The organism is Streptomyces sp. NBC_00820 (genome assembly GCF_036347055.1).
In the GTDB taxonomy this organism is placed as follows: Bacteria; Actinomycetota; Actinomycetes; order Streptomycetales; family Streptomycetaceae; genus Streptomyces.
The window spans coordinates 1,976,855-1,990,621 of sequence record NZ_CP108882.1 but is presented as its reverse complement, the minus strand read 5'-3'; the positions used below and the strand labels follow the sequence as shown (position 1 = coordinate 1,990,621).

The window sequence follows — 13,767 nt, the reverse complement described above, 5'->3', positions numbered from 1 at the left end:
AAGCAACCCGGGTGAACGGAAGGTGAACTGAGGCAGGCTCGGTGGTGTCCGGATCGGGGGGTCTGGATTCCGCTCGGGACCGACGCCCCAGGCGCCACTTGGTCAACGGCCGCGCGCGAAGGCCCGCAGCCTGCCGGGGGACCCGTTGAAGAGATTCTGGTCACCCGGTAGACCGCCCTTGATGCCGTACTGCCAGAAGGTCCAGTGCCGCCAGCCGCCGGGCAGCGATCCGGGGTCCGGCGTGCCGTGACTGGCGATCCACAGCGCGTGGTTCGCGGCGAAGGCGCGGCTGTTGCCGGTGCACGCCTTCCACCAGTGGGTGGTGGTGTAGATGGCCGGACGGCGGCCCGTCTCCCGCTTGATCTCGTCGCTGAACGACCGGATCCAGCGCACCATCCGGGTCCGGCTCAGCCCGTAGCACTTGTGGTGCGCGTCGTACGGGTTGTACTCGATGTCGAGCGCGGGCGGCAGCGTCCGCCCGTCCGCCCGCCAGGCTCCGCCGTGCCGCACGAAGAAGGCGGCCTGACGTGCGCCGGAGGACCGGTCCGGCAGGGCGAAGTGGTACGCGCCCCGGATCAGGCCCGCCCGCCGCGCGCCCCCGTACTGCCGGGCGAAGTACGGGTTGCGGTAGTCCGTGGACTCGGTCGCCTTGACGTATACGAACCGTGCGCCCCGCGACCGGACGGCTGCCCAGTCGACGTGCTTCTGATGGGACGACACGTCGTGCCCCCTGGGCAGGCCCGCCACGGCCGCCGACGGCCCGGCGGCGACGGCCTGGGAACCCGCGAGGGCGAGCGCCGCCGTGGCCGCCGCGAGGACGCCGGCGCGGCTGCGGGAAGGTGTGCGATCACGGGCCATGCGTCCCCCCGGGGTGGCGGCGGAGCGGGGTCCAGCGGGCGAGAAGGATCATTGAACGCCGGGCCGTCGCCGGGGCCGCCGATTTACGGCCGCCTCGCGGCGATGTCCGCTCGTTCGGTGGTACGACCGCCGCGCCGGGGACGGCCGTTCGGCGGCGGCCGGCGTACGTCCGCCCCGGCGGGCCGAATCGGGCGGTCGGCCCTCTCCCCGCAGGCCGGGCCGCCTGGCAGGATCGCCGCATGGCTGAACAGCGGCGGCACGCGGACGGGGAAGTCAGGGAAGCGGACGGCGAGGAGGCGCGGGTCTGGGAGGAGCTGGTCGCGACGGCCCGGCGGACCGTGGCCGACGGGCTGGTCGTCGGCACCTCCGGCAACGTCTCGGCGCGCGTCGGGGACATCGTGCTGGTCACGCCCTCGGGCGTGCCCTACGACCGGCTGACCCCCGAGGACATCACCGGCGTCGACCTCGACGGCCGGCAACTGCTCGGCACGCTGGTACCGACCAGCGAACTGCCCATGCACCTCGCCGTCTACCGCACCACCGACGCCCGCGCGGTCGTCCACACCCACGCCGTGCACGCCACCGCCGTCTCCACCCTCGTCACCGAGCTGCCCGCGATCCACTACATGACCGCAGCCCTCGGCGGCCCCGTCCGGGTCGCGCCCTACGCGACGTACGGCACCGACGAACTGGCCCGGAACATGCTCCGCGCCCTCGCCGGCCGCTCCGCCTGCCTCCTGCAGAACCACGGCACGATCACCTACGCCCCCACCCTCGGCCGCGCCTACGACCACACCGCCCAACTGGAGTGGATGTGCCGCCTGTGGCTCACCGCGTCCTCGGTGCCGGGGCTGAGCCCGTCCCTCCTGACGCAGACCCAGCTGTCGGAGGTCGCAGGACGGCTGAAGGGGTACGGCCAGCGGGCGTGACGGCCGCCCGCACCCGCACCGGCCCCGCCCCTCCGCTGGCCGGGGCCGGTGACGCCCACGACACTGGACGGGTGCGTACAGCCAAAGCGGCCGCCGCCGCCCTCACCACCGTGCTGGCCGCCGGGGCGGCGGCCGTGGCCGCCGGACGGCTGGCGAGTGCCGCCGCGCTGAAGGCGCCTCCGGGACGCCCGCTGCCCACCGAGCCACGGCTCACCGTGCACGCGACGGCGCCCGGCCGGATCACGCTCACCCGCCACCTGGCCTCCCTGCGCCCCGGCACCTACGGCCTGGCCGGTGACGGCTCCCACGCGGTCGTCGGCCCGGTGACGCCCTCGGCCGGGCAGACCGCCGACACCGTCGTACGCCGCCTCGAACGCGTCACCCACGGCACCCTCGCCGCCGGCGACGACGTCTGGCTCACCCCGAACGTGTACGTCGGCAACCCGAGCACCGCCCTCGGCCTCGACCACGCCGACATCGACGTGCCCGGCGAGCTGGGCGCCCTGCCCGCCTGGTTCGTGCCCGGCGCACGGGACACCTGGGTGATCGCGGTGCACGGCCTGGGCACCACCCGCGAGCAGGCCATGAACGTCATGCGGTTCCTGCACGAGCGCCACGTGCCCGTCCTCGCCCTCGCCTACCGCGGCGACCTCGGCGCCCCGCGCCCGCCGGACGGCCTGAGCCACCTCGGCGAGACCGAGTGGCGCGACGTCGACGCGGCGATCCGCTACGCCGTCCGCTACGGCGCCCGCCGGGTCGTCCTGCTCGGCTGGTCCACCGGCGCCACCATGGCCCTGCGCGCCGCCGAGCACTCCGCCGTGCGCGACCGCATCGCCGGCCTGGTCCTCGACTCGCCGGTGCTCGACTGGGAGGCCACGCTGCGCGCCCTCGCCCGGGCCCACCACACCCCCGGACCCCTGCTGCCGCTCGCGGTGCGGGCCGCGCAGGGCCGTGCCGGACTGACCGCCGACCAGGTCACCGAGACCACCGACCCCGAACTGCTCGCCGTACCCACCCTGATCTTCCACGGCCCGGACGACCAGGTGGCCCCGTGGGAGTACTCCCGCCGCCTCGCCGAGCGCCGCCCCGACCTCGTCGCCCTGCACCCCGTGCCGCAGGCCCCGCACGCGGCGATGTGGAACGTGAACCCCGAGGAGTACGAGGAGCGCCTGCGCCGCTTCCTGATCCCGCTGATGTGAGCCGCCCGGCACGTTCCGGGAACCGGGCCGCGGACCGGTTCCCGCCGTTCCGCTCAAGGGCGCGCACAGCCGTACGACTGGCCTGATCACGTCTCCTCACCCGTCACGTCGCACCGTGCGTTGGCCAGCTTCGTCGCCCCCCGTGACATTCCGTTTGGGTTTTCGGACCGTCAACCGGAAGACTGCACCCCGTGACGTCCCGTATCCCGCGCGACTCCAGGCTCCGACTCGTCCGACCTCGACCCCTGGCCGCCGCCCCCAGAGCTGTGAACCAGCGCCGCCCCCGCCGCTCCGCACCCCGGCCTCCGGAGGGCACCCCCGCCCCCTCCGAACTGGCCAGAATGGCGCGCACCGGTCTGCTCGGCGCGGTCCGCGTCGCGCGCTGGGCCGATGCCTCCCTGGGCCCCGGCCGGGACGGCGCCACCGCCGACGGCAAGGCCACCCTCTCCGCGGCGACCGCCGAACTCGCCGCCGCCGAACTCGGCCTGAGCGCCGCCCAGGTCCGCGCCGAGTGGGACACCGCCCGCCTCGCAGGACTCGTCGAGGTGCACGGGGACACCGCGCGCCCCAGCTGGCGCCTGCGCGCCTGGGACCGCGACGACAGCGCCGTGCTGCGCGGCTGGGTCGCGCTCTTCGACGCCTGGTCCCTCGCCTGCCCCGAGCCCGAGGACCACGAGCCGGCCGCTGTCGCCGAAGTGGTCTCGGCCATGCCCCAGGTGCTCTCCTTCCTCCAGCTCTCCGCCGGTCCCGTCCCGGTCGAGCAGCTGCTCGACCTGCTCCAGCAGCGGGTCACCGAACTGCGCACCGCGCGCTGCGAGGTCTCCTACGCGCCCGGCTCCGCCGAACCGCTCGGCCAGGCCGCACCCGCACCCGCGCCCGAGCCCGTGCCCGCCGCCCCCGGCACCCGGCTGGACCCCCTCCTGGACTGGGCCGTCGAGGCCCTCGCCGCCGTCGGCGCCCTCACCCACGGCGACGGCCACGCCACGCTCACCCCGCTCGGCAGCTGGGCGGTCTGGGTCAAGCTGGAGCAGATCTGCGTGGCCGCGCAGAGCCCCGCAGGCAACATCGAGCACGCCGCCGAGGACATGCTCCGCGGCTGCGCCCAGCTCCGCCCCAACGCGGCCCGCGCCGAGTACCGCGCCTGGCTCGCCGCCCGCCCCGTCGGCAGCGCCGTGGGCGAACTGATCCACGCCGCCCGCGGTGAGGACGCCCTGCTGCGCGGCCTCGCCTTCGAGGCGCTGCGCGTCGTCGGCGCCCCCGCCGAGCCCGACGTGCGCGCCGTGCTGGACGAGCCGGCGCTCAGACCGTACGCACTGCTGTGGCTCGCCGAGCACGACGGCGTCGACCCGGAGGACGCCCACGAGGTGCTCACCCGCGAGGAGGCCACGTGGCTGTGGGTCGACACGGCCGCCGCCGTCGCCGACCACGGAGAGACGGACGTGCTGGTACGGCACCTGGAGGCCGCGGTGCAGCCCACCGTGCCCATGCTGCTGGACGAGGTGCGTGCCGTCGGTCACCCGCGCACCGTGCAGGTCCTGGTCGCGCTCGCCGCCGCCCACCCCGACCCGGCCCTCGCCAAGGCCGTACGCCGCGCCGCCTTCCAGGTCCACACCGGGGGATAGCCGCGGGACAGCCGAGGGACAGGCAGGCGCGGCCGGGTGGGCGACCGGGCGCCGTCGGGGGTTTCGGGGCGGCCGGGCGCCGACCGGGGGAGTGGGCGGCGCCGGGGGACGGCCCGCGGCAGCGGTGCGCGGGCCTCTCAGGTGCCGCTCAGACGCCGATCTCCGGGGCGTACGTCCCGAAGCTCCAGATGTTGCCCTCGGCGTCCCGGGCCATGTAGTCCCGCGATCCGTAGTCCTGGTCGGTCGGGGGCATCAGGATCTCGGCGCCGTGCTCCACGGCCCGCTGGTGGTGGGCGTCGACGTCGTCCACGACGACGTACACCCCCGCGGGCCCCGCGTCCTTCATCACCGTGTCGAAGACGCCACCGCGCCCCTTGGAGCCGACCATCACCGCGCCGGCACCCTGGACCAGCTCGGCGTGGAGCACGGTGCCGCTCTCCGTCTCGTACACCGACAGCTCGGTGAAACCGAAGGCCTCCGTGAGCTGTCTGATCGCCGCCCTCGCGTCCGTGTACAGCAGCGCCGGATAGACACTCGGCCGTCCACCGCCCGTACCCGCCATACCGATCACTCCTTCGTGCCGGTCCTGTGGAGACTCGCCGTTCAGTCTCGCAGCCGCCACCGACAACGCCTCGGCGCGGCAGGCCCCGCCTCAGCGGAACGTGTCGCACCGGGCCGGGTCCCCGGTCCGGAACCCCTGCCCGAACCACTGCTGCCGCTGTTGTGCCGAGCCGTGCGTCCACGTCTCCGGCGTCACCCTCGCCTGGAACCGCTCCTGGATCCGGTCGTCACCCACGGCCGCCGCCGCGTCCAGACCGTCCTGGATGTCGGCCTGCGTCAGGCTGGTGATCAGCGGCCGGCCCGTCGATTCGTCCGGCGTCGTCGTCGCGTGGTGCGCCCACACCCCGGCGTAGCAGTCCGCCTGCAGCTCCGTCCGCACCGAGTTGCTGTTGGCGCCGGCCAGCCCGTCCTGGGTGCGGCCCAGGGTGCCCATCAGGTCCTGCACGTGATGGCCGTACTCGTGCGCCACGACGTACGCCTGGGCGAACGCCCCGCCGCTCGCCCCGAACTTCGTCCGCAGTTCGTCGAAGAAACCGAGGTCCAGATAGACCTTCCGGTCCCGGGGGCAGTAGAACGGCCCCACCGCCGACGTCGCCGCGCCGCAGGCGGTGTAGATCTGCCCGTTGAAGAAGACGGTCGGCGCCGGGGTGTACCTGGCCTCGTGCTGCCGGAACTCCTGCGTCCAGTAGTCCTGCACGCTGTTGACCACCGCCACCACCCGGCAGTCGTCCCGGGTGTTCGCGTCGCGCCCGGTGCGGCACGTCTGCTGGACCTCGGAGAGGGAGGAGGAGGTCGACGTGGGCGAGTCCCCGTCGGTCAGGCCGAGCTGATCGGGGCCGACGCCCACGAAGAGCGCCAGCAGCAGGCCGACCAGGCCGACGAGACCGCCGCCGATGGTCGCCCGGCCGCCCGGGATCCGGCTCCTGCGGGCGTCCTGGACCTCGGACGTGTCCAGACCCGCGTCGTCGTCGAACTGCACGCGCCCACCGTCCTCTGCCCACGCCGCGCCCGTCGCCCGCGTCCTGGCGCCATCCTTACCCGACCAGCTCCGACCCCGCCGAACGAACCCCCGAACGGGGTACGCCCGCGCCGATCACCCCCGGCGGAGTGCCGTACGCCACAGCCCGCCCCGCTCGGGGGTCCCCGGACCGCGCGCCACCAGGCAACGTCCGCCCCGGGGACCGGCGCGGACACGCGGGCGCAAGGAAAACCCCTTGCACGGCCCCGTTAGACTTGGCCCATGGCCATTCTCCTCGCGCATTAGACGGCGGGAACGCCCTCAGCCGCCCACCGCCCACCCTGTACGCCCTGGAGTATGTCCGTGATCTCCGCCTCCGGTATCGAGCTGCGCGCGGGTGCGCGCGTCCTCATCGAGAACGCCACCTTCCGTATCGCCAAGGGTGACCGCATCGGCCTCGTCGGCCGCAACGGCGCGGGCAAGACCACCCTCACCAAGTGTCTGGCCGGTGAAGGCATCCCGGCCGCCGGCCAGATCGCCCGTTCCGGCGAGGTCGGCTACCTCCCGCAGGACCCCCGCACCGGCGACCTCGACGTCCTGGCCCGCGACCGCATCCTGTCCGCGCGCGGCCTCGACGTGCTGATCCGCAAGATGCGCGAGAACGAGCAGCGCATCGCCAACGGCGCGGGTGCCACCCGCGAGAAGGCCCTCAAGCAGTACGAGCGCCAGGAGACGGAGTTCCTCACCAAGGGCGGATACTCCGCCGAGGCCGAGGCCGCCACCATCGCCGCCGCGCTCAACCTGCCCGACCGCGTCCTCGGCCAGCCGCTGCACACGCTCTCCGGCGGTCAGCGCCGCCGTATCGAACTGGCCCGGATCCTCTTCTCCGACGCCGACACGCTCCTGCTCGACGAGCCCACCAACCACCTCGACGCCGACTCGATCGTCTGGCTGCGCGACTACCTGAAGACCTACCGCGGCGGCTTCATCGTGATCTCCCACGACGTCGACCTGGTCGAGACGGTCGTCAACAAGGTGTTCTACCTGGACGCCAACCGCGCCCAGATCGACGTCTACAACATGGGCTGGAAGCTCTACCAGCAGCAGCGCGAGGCCGACGAGAAGCGCCGCAAGCGCGAGCGGCAGAACGCCGAGAAGAAGGCCGCCGCGCTGAACTCGCAGGCCGACAAGATGCGCGCCAAGGCCACCAAGACGGTCGCCGCGCAGAACATGGCCAAGCGCGCCGACAAGCTGCTCGCCGGCCTGGAGGCGGTCCGCCAGTCCGACAAGGTCGCCAAGCTCCGCTTCCCCGAGCCCGCGCCCTGCGGCAAGACCCCGCTGATGGCCGAGGGCCTGTCGAAGTCGTACGGCTCGCTGGAGATCTTCACCGACGTCGACCTGGCCATCGACAAGGGCTCCCGGGTCGTCATCCTCGGCCTCAACGGCGCCGGCAAGACGACCCTGCTGCGCCTCCTCGGCGGAGCGGAGCAGCCCGACACCGGCGAGGTCGTCCCCGGCCACGGCCTCAAGCTCGGCTACTACGCCCAGGAGCACGAGACCCTGGACCCCGAGCGCACGGTCCTGGAGAACATGCGCTCGGCCGCCCCGGACCTGGACCTGGTCGAGGTCCGCAAGACGCTCGGCTCGTTCCTGTTCTCCGGCGACGACGTCGACAAGCCCGCCGGAGTCCTCTCCGGCGGCGAGAAGACCCGTCTCGCCCTCGCCACCCTGGTCGTCTCCTCCGCGAACGTCCTGCTCCTCGACGAGCCGACCAACAACCTCGACCCCGCCAGCCGCGAGGAGATCCTCGGTGCCCTGCGCACCTACAAGGGCGCGGTCGTCCTGGTCACCCACGACGAGGGCGCCGTGGAGGCGCTCCAGCCGGAGCGGATCATCCTGCTCCCGGACGGCGTGGAGGACCTGTGGGGCTCCGACTACGCGGATCTCGTCGCCCTGGCTTGATCGAACGCCTGATCCACTGCGTATGGATCATTCAGCCGATCCGTGATCCACCATCTGTGTGAGATCTCCTCGTACCGAGGTGTGTCGTACACGGATTTCGCGGCCGATCCCTTGAGCACCAAGGGGTCGGCCGTTTCGCGTCCCTGACCTGGCACTTCGCGAATCCACCCGTTCGGCCGTGCGAGCGCCACGCCGTGGAATGCGTGATTCCGTATGTGGGGACCCGCTCCTGTCGTCACAACGATGTCTCACGGACCTTGCCGAATGGGTGGCCATCACGCCCCGGAGGGGTGATCATGAGGAGACCAGAGCGCACTTCCCATGAGGAGGCACGGGTGGCCGAGACTCTGAAGAAGGGCAGCCGGGTTACCGGCGCCGCGCGCGACAAGCTCGCGGCAGACCTGAAGAAGAAGTACGACTCCGGTGCGAGCATCCGAGCGCTGGCCGAGGAGACCGGCCGCTCGTATGGCTTCGTGCACCGGATGCTCAGCGAGTCGGGCGTCACGCTTCGTGGGCGTGGCGGTGCGACGCGGGGCAAGAAGGCCGCATCGTCCTGATTCCGGGCGGCCCATCGGCTTCGATGGTGGCCACCCGGTCGATGACCTGATCGGCCGGGTGGTTACTGTGCAGTCACTTCGCATGCCGTACGGCACTGCGTGACGACCGCACCCATCGGAGGCGCAACCATGGCTTCGCCCCAGGACGTCGCTCCTGTCCTCGACAAGGACGGCGTACGGCTCACCGTCGACGACGCGCTCGCCACGGTGACGCTGACCAACCCGGCCAAGCGCAACGCGCAGAGCCCCGCTCTGTGGCGTGCCCTGGCCGAAGCGGGCCGACTGCTGCCGGGCTCCGTCCGTGTCGTCGTGCTGCGCGGTGAGGGCAAGTCCTTCTCCGCAGGGCTGGACCGGCAGATGTTCACCCCCGAGGGGATCGAGGGCGAGCCGACCTTCATCGATCTCGCGCGCCGTGACGACGCCGGGCTCGACGCGGTCATCGCCGGATACCAGGAGGCGTTCACCTGGTGGCGACGCAGCGACCTCGTGTCCGTCGCCGCTGTCCAGGGACACGCCGTCGGTGCCGGGTTCCAGCTCGCGCTCGCCTGCGACCTGCGCATCGTCGCGGACGACGTGCAGTTCGCCATGCGTGAGACGAGCCTCGGCCTGGTCCCGGACCTGACCGGCACGCATCCGCTCGTCGGTCTCGTGGGGTACGCCCGCGCGCTCGAGATCTGCGCGACCGGGCGCTTCGTCCAGGCCGGGGAGGCGGTGGCCTCCGGGCTGGCCAACCTCGCCGTGCCCACCGAGGAACTCGACGGCGCCGTCCAGGACCTGGTCACCGCGCTCCTTGCCGCACCGCGCGACGCCGTGGTGGAGACCAAGGCGCTGCTGCGCGGTGCCGCGGACCGGACGTACGAGGAGCAGCGCGCCGCCGAACGCGCCGCCCAGGCCCGGCGCCTGCGGGACCTGGCCGGCATCGGCGACTGACCGCCCGCGCCACGCGGACCGGCTCACTTCCCGGGCAGAGCCTGTCGCCCCGCTTCCCGGGCAGAGCCGGTCGCCCCAGTTCCCGGATGCAGCCGGTCACCCCACCGACGTGACCAGCACCGCCACCGTCGGGTGACCGGCCAGCGCGCCCCGTACGGCCTCGCGTACCCGCCGGGCCACCTCCACGGCCCGCTCGTCCGCGGCCGTCGCCAGCTCCACGCGCGCGTGCAGCCGCGGCAGGGAGGCCGTTTCCCCGGCCCCCTCCGCCCGCTGCTCGATGTGCACCGCACGGCCCAGACCCCCCAGCGAGCCGGTCAGCCGGGCGACCCCGGGGACGGCGAGCGCGGCCGCGGCCGCGCGGGACTCCTCGGGGTCCGTGGCCTCCCGGGCCGCCGGCGGCCGCGGCGGGCGCACCGGCGCGGGCTGCCCGTCGGCCGCCTCCAGCAGGTCGGTCACCCGCAGGTCCACCTCCGTGACCTCGAGGCCGAGGCGCCGGGACGCCGCCGCCAGCACCGCCCGCAGCCGGGCCGCCGTCGCGGGCAGCGGCTCGCCCGGAGCCGCCGCGAAGTCCGCCGTCACCCGCAGCGCGCCCGGCGGCAGCGCACTCGGCGGGGGCGGTACGACGGGCTCGTCGACGTCCTCCGGATCGGCGAGCGAGATCCGCGGCACGCCCAGCCGCACCTCCGGCACCTCCCGCGCCACCGCACCCCCCAGCACCGCCGCGACCGCCCCTTCCGCGATCCACGCGCCGTCCCGCGCGCTGCCGAGCGGCAGCAGCCTGCCCAGCCCGAGCTGTTGCCGTACCGCCTGGGTCCATCCGTCCGACGTCATTCCTCCAGCCTGCCGCATCTCCGGCGCGCGATGGGGAAAGCGTGCTTACGGTGGTCCGTGAAGGACGACCGAAAGGGACGGGCCACGATGACCGAGAACACAACGACGACGCTGGAGACCGACACCGAGGCGCAGGTGTCCGTCCGCAAGGCCATCCGGCGTGGCGGCGGGGACCCGGCGACCCGCGGACGGACGACCATCGCCGACGGAGTCGTGGAGAAGATCGCCGGGCTCGCCGCACGGGACGTGGTCGGGGTCCACGCCATGGGCAGCGGTCTCGCCCGCACCTTCGGAGCCGTGCGCGACCGCGTGCCCGGCGGCTCCAAGGCGGTGAGCCGGGGTGTGAAGGCCGAGGTCGGCGAGGTGCAGACCGCGCTGGACCTGGAGATCGTCGTGGACTACGGCGTGTCCATCGGCGATGTCGCCCACGCCGTACGCGAGAACGTGATCGCCGCCGTGGAACGCATGACCGGACTCGAGGTCGTCGAGGTCAACATCGCGGTGAGCGACGTCAAACTCCCGGACGAGGAGGAGGAGCAGCCCGAGCAGCCTCGTATCCAGTGAGACCCGGGCACGGGACATCCGGCAGAGCATGTCTGACGAGCTGAGGAGCGCGGAATGAGCATGGCCGTGGTCGGCATGATCGCCGGAATGGCACTGGGATTCGCCGGATACTTCGGCGGGTTCGGGGCGTTTCTGCTGGTGGCCGCGCTGGGGGCCGTCGGCTTCGTGGTCGGCAGGTTCGTGGAGGGCGACCTGGAGCTGGGCGACCTCTTCCACACCCGGGGCGACCGGCGCGACCGGCGGCGGTGACCGCCGTGAACCCGGAGACCGGCACGGCACGCCCGCCCCTGACCGTCGTGCCGCCGGGAGAACGCGGCGCCACCCGGATCGCCGACCGGGTCGTCGCGAAGATCGCCGCGCAGGCCGCGCGCGAGGCGCTCACCCCGCTGCCCGAGGGCGCCGCGGCCCCGCACGCCACGGTCGTCGTACGCCATCAGTCCCCCCGCCGCGCGCAGGGGGAGGCCACCCCGGTCGCCACGGCCCGCGTCCGCGTCCACCTCGAACTCGCCCATCCCTGCGACATCGGCGCCCGCTGTGCCGCCGTACGCCGCCACGTCGTGGAGCGGGTGGGCGAGCTGGCGGGCATGGCGGTGCCGGAGGTCGCCGTCGAGATCGAGCGGCTGCACCTGACCCCGGCACCCGGCGAGCCACACGGGAGGACGCCATGAGCGAGCCCCGGCCGACCGAGCACCCCACCCGGCCCCTGCCCGTCCCCGAGGACCCGGGCAGGCCCCCCAAGACCCCGGCGCTCCCGCTCCCCGCCGGCAGCGGCCGCTTCTGGTCGCCGCGCCGCGTCCCGGCGGGCATCGTCGCCCTGCTCCTCCTGGCCGGCGCCGGCCTCCTGCTGTACGACGTCTGCGCCGTCCGCGCCGACCACCCCGCCATGTACTGGCGCCGCGCGCTGGCCCGGCAGCTCGCGGGACGCCCGCTGGACGACACCTGGGTGCTGGCGGGGGCGGCCGTCGTCGCCGCCCTCGGCATGTGGCTGATCCTCCTCGCCGTCACTCCCGGCCTGCGCCGCCTGCTGCCCATGCTGCGCCCGCGCCCCGACGTGCGTGCCGCGCTGGCGCGCGAGGCGGCGGCCCTGGTGCTGCGCGACCGGGCCATGGAGATCTCCGGCGTACGGGCGGTACGCGTGCGGATGCGCCGCGGCAAGGCCGACGTCCGCGCGGACGCGCATTTCCGCGACCTCGACGAGGTCCACGCCGACCTGGACGCCACGCTCGCCGACGCGGTCCAGGGACTCGGTCTGACCCGCCCGCCCGCGGTGTCGGTGCGGGTCCGGCGCCCCGGACGGAAGAAGGGCTGACAACCATGCGCGGAGGTACCGTCAACCGCGTCCTGCTCGCACTCGTGGGCCTGCTGCTGCTCGCGCTCGGCGGGTCGGTGCTCGCCGTCGGCCTCGGCGCGCCGCCGCCCCACTGGTGGATCCACTCCGGCCCGCACGACGCCCTGCTCAGCGCCGCCGAGCGCACCCGCTGGCGGAACGCCGGCTGGTGGTGGCCGGCCGTCATCGCGGGCCTGGCCGTCCTCGTCCTGCTCGCCCTGTGGTGGCTGGCGTCCGTCCTGCGCCGCCACCGGACGGCCGAGCTCCTGATCGACACCGGCGACGGCGGGAGCGCCCTGCTGAGGGGCAGGACGCTGGAAGCCGCCGTCGCCGAGGACGCTGCCCGTCGGCAGGGCGTGGCCTCGGCGACGGTCGTCCTGACGGGCCGCCGTACGGCCCCGAGGGCCCGCGCGTGGCTCCGGCTGGAGCCGGACGCGGCCCCGGAGGCGGCGCTGACCGACTTCACCACCCATGCGCTGGCCCACGCGCGGGAGTCGGCGGGCCTGGCGTCACTCCCGACGGAGGTACGGCTGAAGGCGGTCAGACACCGTGCGGACCGGGTGACCTGACCACCGGGCCCGGCCCGGGCGGTGACGCCGGCCCAAGGGACGCATCCAGCGCGTATCCGTGTGCGGCCCGCGCGGCCCGAGCGTCCCCGCGCGTGTCATGCGTCCCGCGCGGCCACGTACCTCCTCAAACAGGCGGGCCGTCAGAACCCGTGCCGCATGCCCCCGTCCACCGGCACCATGATCCCGGTCAGATAAGAGGCCGCGGGAGACAGCAGGAACGCCGCGGTCTTCCCGAACTCCTCCGGCTTCCCGTACCTCCGCAGCGGGATCCGGGACTCGTTGGCCGCGCGGGTGGCCTCGGGGTCCGCCGACATCCCGTCCAGCTCGCGCACGCGATCCGTGTCGATGCGCGCCGGGAGCAGCCCCAGCACCCGGATGCCCCGGGGCCCCAGCTCGTCCGCGAGGGACTTGGCGAAACCGGCGAGTCCGGGCCGCAGCCCGTTGGAGATCGTCAGTGCCGGAATCGGCTCGTACACCGACCCGGACAGCACGAACCCGATGACCCCGCCCGGCTCCAGCGCGGCCGCGGCGGCGCGGGCGAACCGCACCGCGCCGAGGAACACCGTCTCGAACGCGTCACGCCACTGCTCGTCCGTGTTGTCGGCGACGAACCCGGGCGGCGGTCCGCCGACGCTGATGAGAATGCCGTCGAAACGGCCGAAACGCTCCCGCGCGGCCGCGATCAGCCGCTCCGGAGCCGACGTGTCGCTGTTGTCGGCGGCCACGCCCACCGCGTCCGGGCCCAGTTCGGCGGCCGCCTCGGCCACCCGCTTCTCGTCGCGCCCGGTGATGACCACCTTCGCCCCGTCGGCCACCAGCTGCCGCGCGGCGGCGTGGCCCAGCCCGCGCGTGGCGCCGGTGACGATGTACACCCGGTCCTTCAGTCCAAGATCCATGGCC

At 73.9% G+C, this 13,767-nt stretch carries 16 protein-coding genes; 11 read left to right on the top strand and 5 right to left on the bottom strand.

Annotated features, from left to right (window positions below; genetic code table 11):
* Positions 1–102: 102 nt before the first annotated feature.
* Positions 103–858: a lysozyme gene (locus tag OIB37_RS09140; protein WP_330457033.1), complete on the bottom strand. Its 756-nt coding sequence runs from the start codon at positions 856–858 to the stop codon at positions 103–105.
* A gap of 239 nt (positions 859–1,097) precedes the next feature.
* Here OIB37_RS09140 and OIB37_RS09135 point away from each other — a divergent pair, with 239 nt between their 5' ends.
* The 3 genes from OIB37_RS09135 (at position 1,098) to OIB37_RS09125 (ending at position 4,608) form a co-directional block, all read left to right on the top strand.
* Positions 1,098–1,787: a class II aldolase/adducin family protein gene (locus tag OIB37_RS09135; RefSeq protein ID WP_330457032.1), complete on the top strand. Its 690-nt coding sequence runs from the start codon at positions 1,098–1,100 to the stop codon at positions 1,785–1,787.
* Positions 1,788–1,858: 71 nt separating this feature from the next.
* Complete coding sequence (locus OIB37_RS09130; protein WP_330457031.1) at positions 1,859–2,986, top strand: alpha/beta hydrolase; 1,128 nt, start codon at positions 1,859–1,861, stop codon at positions 2,984–2,986.
* A 341-nt stretch (positions 2,987–3,327) separates the two neighbouring features.
* The gene (locus OIB37_RS09125; RefSeq protein WP_330457030.1) at positions 3,328–4,608 is read left to right on the top strand and encodes a hypothetical protein; all 1,281 of its coding nucleotides are present in this window, start codon (positions 3,328–3,330) and stop codon (positions 4,606–4,608) included.
* Positions 4,609–4,756: 148 nt separating this feature from the next.
* On the opposite strand, the gene OIB37_RS09120 is transcribed toward OIB37_RS09125, so the two are convergent.
* Positions 4,757–5,170, bottom strand: a complete 414-nt coding sequence (locus tag OIB37_RS09120) for a VOC family protein (protein ID WP_330457029.1) — start codon at positions 5,168–5,170, stop codon at positions 4,757–4,759.
* A 90-nt stretch (positions 5,171–5,260) separates the two neighbouring features.
* The gene (ypfJ, locus tag OIB37_RS09115; RefSeq protein WP_330457028.1) at positions 5,261–6,148 is read right to left on the bottom strand and encodes a KPN_02809 family neutral zinc metallopeptidase; all 888 of its coding nucleotides are present in this window, start codon (positions 6,146–6,148) and stop codon (positions 5,261–5,263) included.
* Between the two features lie 342 nt (positions 6,149–6,490).
* On the opposite strand from ypfJ, the gene abc-f reads away from it, so the two are divergent.
* The 3 genes from abc-f (at position 6,491) to OIB37_RS09100 (ending at position 9,576) form a co-directional block, all read left to right on the top strand.
* Positions 6,491–8,089, top strand: a complete 1,599-nt coding sequence (abc-f, locus tag OIB37_RS09110) for a ribosomal protection-like ABC-F family protein (protein WP_330461799.1) — start codon at positions 6,491–6,493, stop codon at positions 8,087–8,089.
* A gap of 335 nt (positions 8,090–8,424) precedes the next feature.
* Entirely contained in the window at positions 8,425–8,646 is a 222-nt protein-coding gene (locus OIB37_RS09105) for a helix-turn-helix domain-containing protein (protein ID WP_004002281.1), read from the top strand.
* Between the two features lie 129 nt (positions 8,647–8,775).
* Positions 8,776–9,576, top strand: a complete 801-nt coding sequence (locus OIB37_RS09100; protein ID WP_330457027.1) for an enoyl-CoA hydratase/isomerase family protein — start codon at positions 8,776–8,778, stop codon at positions 9,574–9,576.
* Between the two features lie 96 nt (positions 9,577–9,672).
* Here the strand turns inward: OIB37_RS09100 and OIB37_RS09095 are convergent, their stop codons facing one another.
* On the bottom strand, positions 9,673–10,407 hold the full coding sequence (locus tag OIB37_RS09095; RefSeq protein WP_330457026.1) for a nucleopolyhedrovirus P10 family protein: 735 nt from the start codon (positions 10,405–10,407) through the stop codon (positions 9,673–9,675).
* Between the two features lie 87 nt (positions 10,408–10,494).
* Between OIB37_RS09095 and OIB37_RS09090 the strand changes: the two genes are divergently transcribed.
* Genes OIB37_RS09090 through amaP form a run of 5 tightly spaced genes read left to right on the top strand, consistent with a single transcriptional unit; the run spans position 10,495 to position 12,867 of the window.
* The gene (locus tag OIB37_RS09090; RefSeq protein WP_330457025.1) at positions 10,495–10,971 is read left to right on the top strand and encodes an Asp23/Gls24 family envelope stress response protein; all 477 of its coding nucleotides are present in this window, start codon (positions 10,495–10,497) and stop codon (positions 10,969–10,971) included.
* Between the two features lie 54 nt (positions 10,972–11,025).
* Positions 11,026–11,220, top strand: coding sequence for a hypothetical protein (locus tag OIB37_RS09085; RefSeq protein ID WP_330457024.1), 195 nt, complete (start codon positions 11,026–11,028; stop codon positions 11,218–11,220).
* Positions 11,217–11,639: a hypothetical protein gene (locus OIB37_RS09080; protein WP_443058131.1), complete on the top strand. Its 423-nt coding sequence runs from the start codon at positions 11,217–11,219 to the stop codon at positions 11,637–11,639. Before OIB37_RS09085 ends, OIB37_RS09080 begins: the two co-directional genes overlap by 4 nt.
* Complete coding sequence (locus OIB37_RS09075) at positions 11,636–12,280, top strand: DUF6286 domain-containing protein (protein ID WP_330457022.1); 645 nt, start codon at positions 11,636–11,638, stop codon at positions 12,278–12,280. Before OIB37_RS09080 ends, OIB37_RS09075 begins: the two co-directional genes overlap by 4 nt.
* A gap of 5 nt (positions 12,281–12,285) precedes the next feature.
* Positions 12,286–12,867 carry an alkaline shock response membrane anchor protein AmaP gene (gene amaP / locus OIB37_RS09070; RefSeq protein WP_330457021.1) on the top strand — a complete coding sequence of 194 codons (582 nt, stop codon included), beginning with the start codon at positions 12,286–12,288 and terminating at the stop codon, positions 12,865–12,867.
* Between the two features lie 140 nt (positions 12,868–13,007).
* Here amaP and OIB37_RS09065 read toward each other — a convergent pair whose 3' ends face one another.
* Positions 13,008–13,763 (bottom strand): SDR family oxidoreductase, encoded by a 756-nt coding sequence (locus tag OIB37_RS09065; protein ID WP_330457020.1) that lies wholly within the window; start codon positions 13,761–13,763, stop codon positions 13,008–13,010.
* Positions 13,764–13,767: the final 4 nt, after the last annotated feature.

What these genes read in the sequence shown, in the direction of transcription:
- OIB37_RS09095 (WP_330457026.1), bottom strand. Translation starts at nt 10,407, where the DNA reads ATGACGTCGGACGGATGGACCCAGGCGGTACGGCAACAGCTCGGGCTG.
- OIB37_RS09090 (WP_330457025.1), top strand. Translation starts at nt 10,495, where the DNA reads ATGACCGAGAACACAACGACGACGCTGGAGACCGACACCGAGGCGCAG.
- OIB37_RS09135 (WP_330457032.1), top strand. Translation starts at nt 1,098, where the DNA reads ATGGCTGAACAGCGGCGGCACGCGGACGGGGAAGTCAGGGAAGCGGAC.
- OIB37_RS09125 (WP_330457030.1), top strand. Translation starts at nt 3,328, where the DNA reads ATGGCGCGCACCGGTCTGCTCGGCGCGGTCCGCGTCGCGCGCTGGGCC.
- OIB37_RS09140 (WP_330457033.1), bottom strand. Translation starts at nt 858, where the DNA reads ATGGCCCGTGATCGCACACCTTCCCGCAGCCGCGCCGGCGTCCTCGCG.
- OIB37_RS09075 (WP_330457022.1), top strand. Translation starts at nt 11,636, where the DNA reads ATGAGCGAGCCCCGGCCGACCGAGCACCCCACCCGGCCCCTGCCCGTC.
- OIB37_RS09085 (WP_330457024.1), top strand. Translation starts at nt 11,026, where the DNA reads ATGAGCATGGCCGTGGTCGGCATGATCGCCGGAATGGCACTGGGATTC.
- OIB37_RS09065 (WP_330457020.1), bottom strand. Translation starts at nt 13,763, where the DNA reads ATGGATCTTGGACTGAAGGACCGGGTGTACATCGTCACCGGCGCCACG.
- OIB37_RS09100 (WP_330457027.1), top strand. Translation starts at nt 8,776, where the DNA reads ATGGCTTCGCCCCAGGACGTCGCTCCTGTCCTCGACAAGGACGGCGTA.
- OIB37_RS09120 (WP_330457029.1), bottom strand. Translation starts at nt 5,170, where the DNA reads ATGGCGGGTACGGGCGGTGGACGGCCGAGTGTCTATCCGGCGCTGCTG.
- amaP (WP_330457021.1), top strand. Translation starts at nt 12,286, where the DNA reads ATGCGCGGAGGTACCGTCAACCGCGTCCTGCTCGCACTCGTGGGCCTG.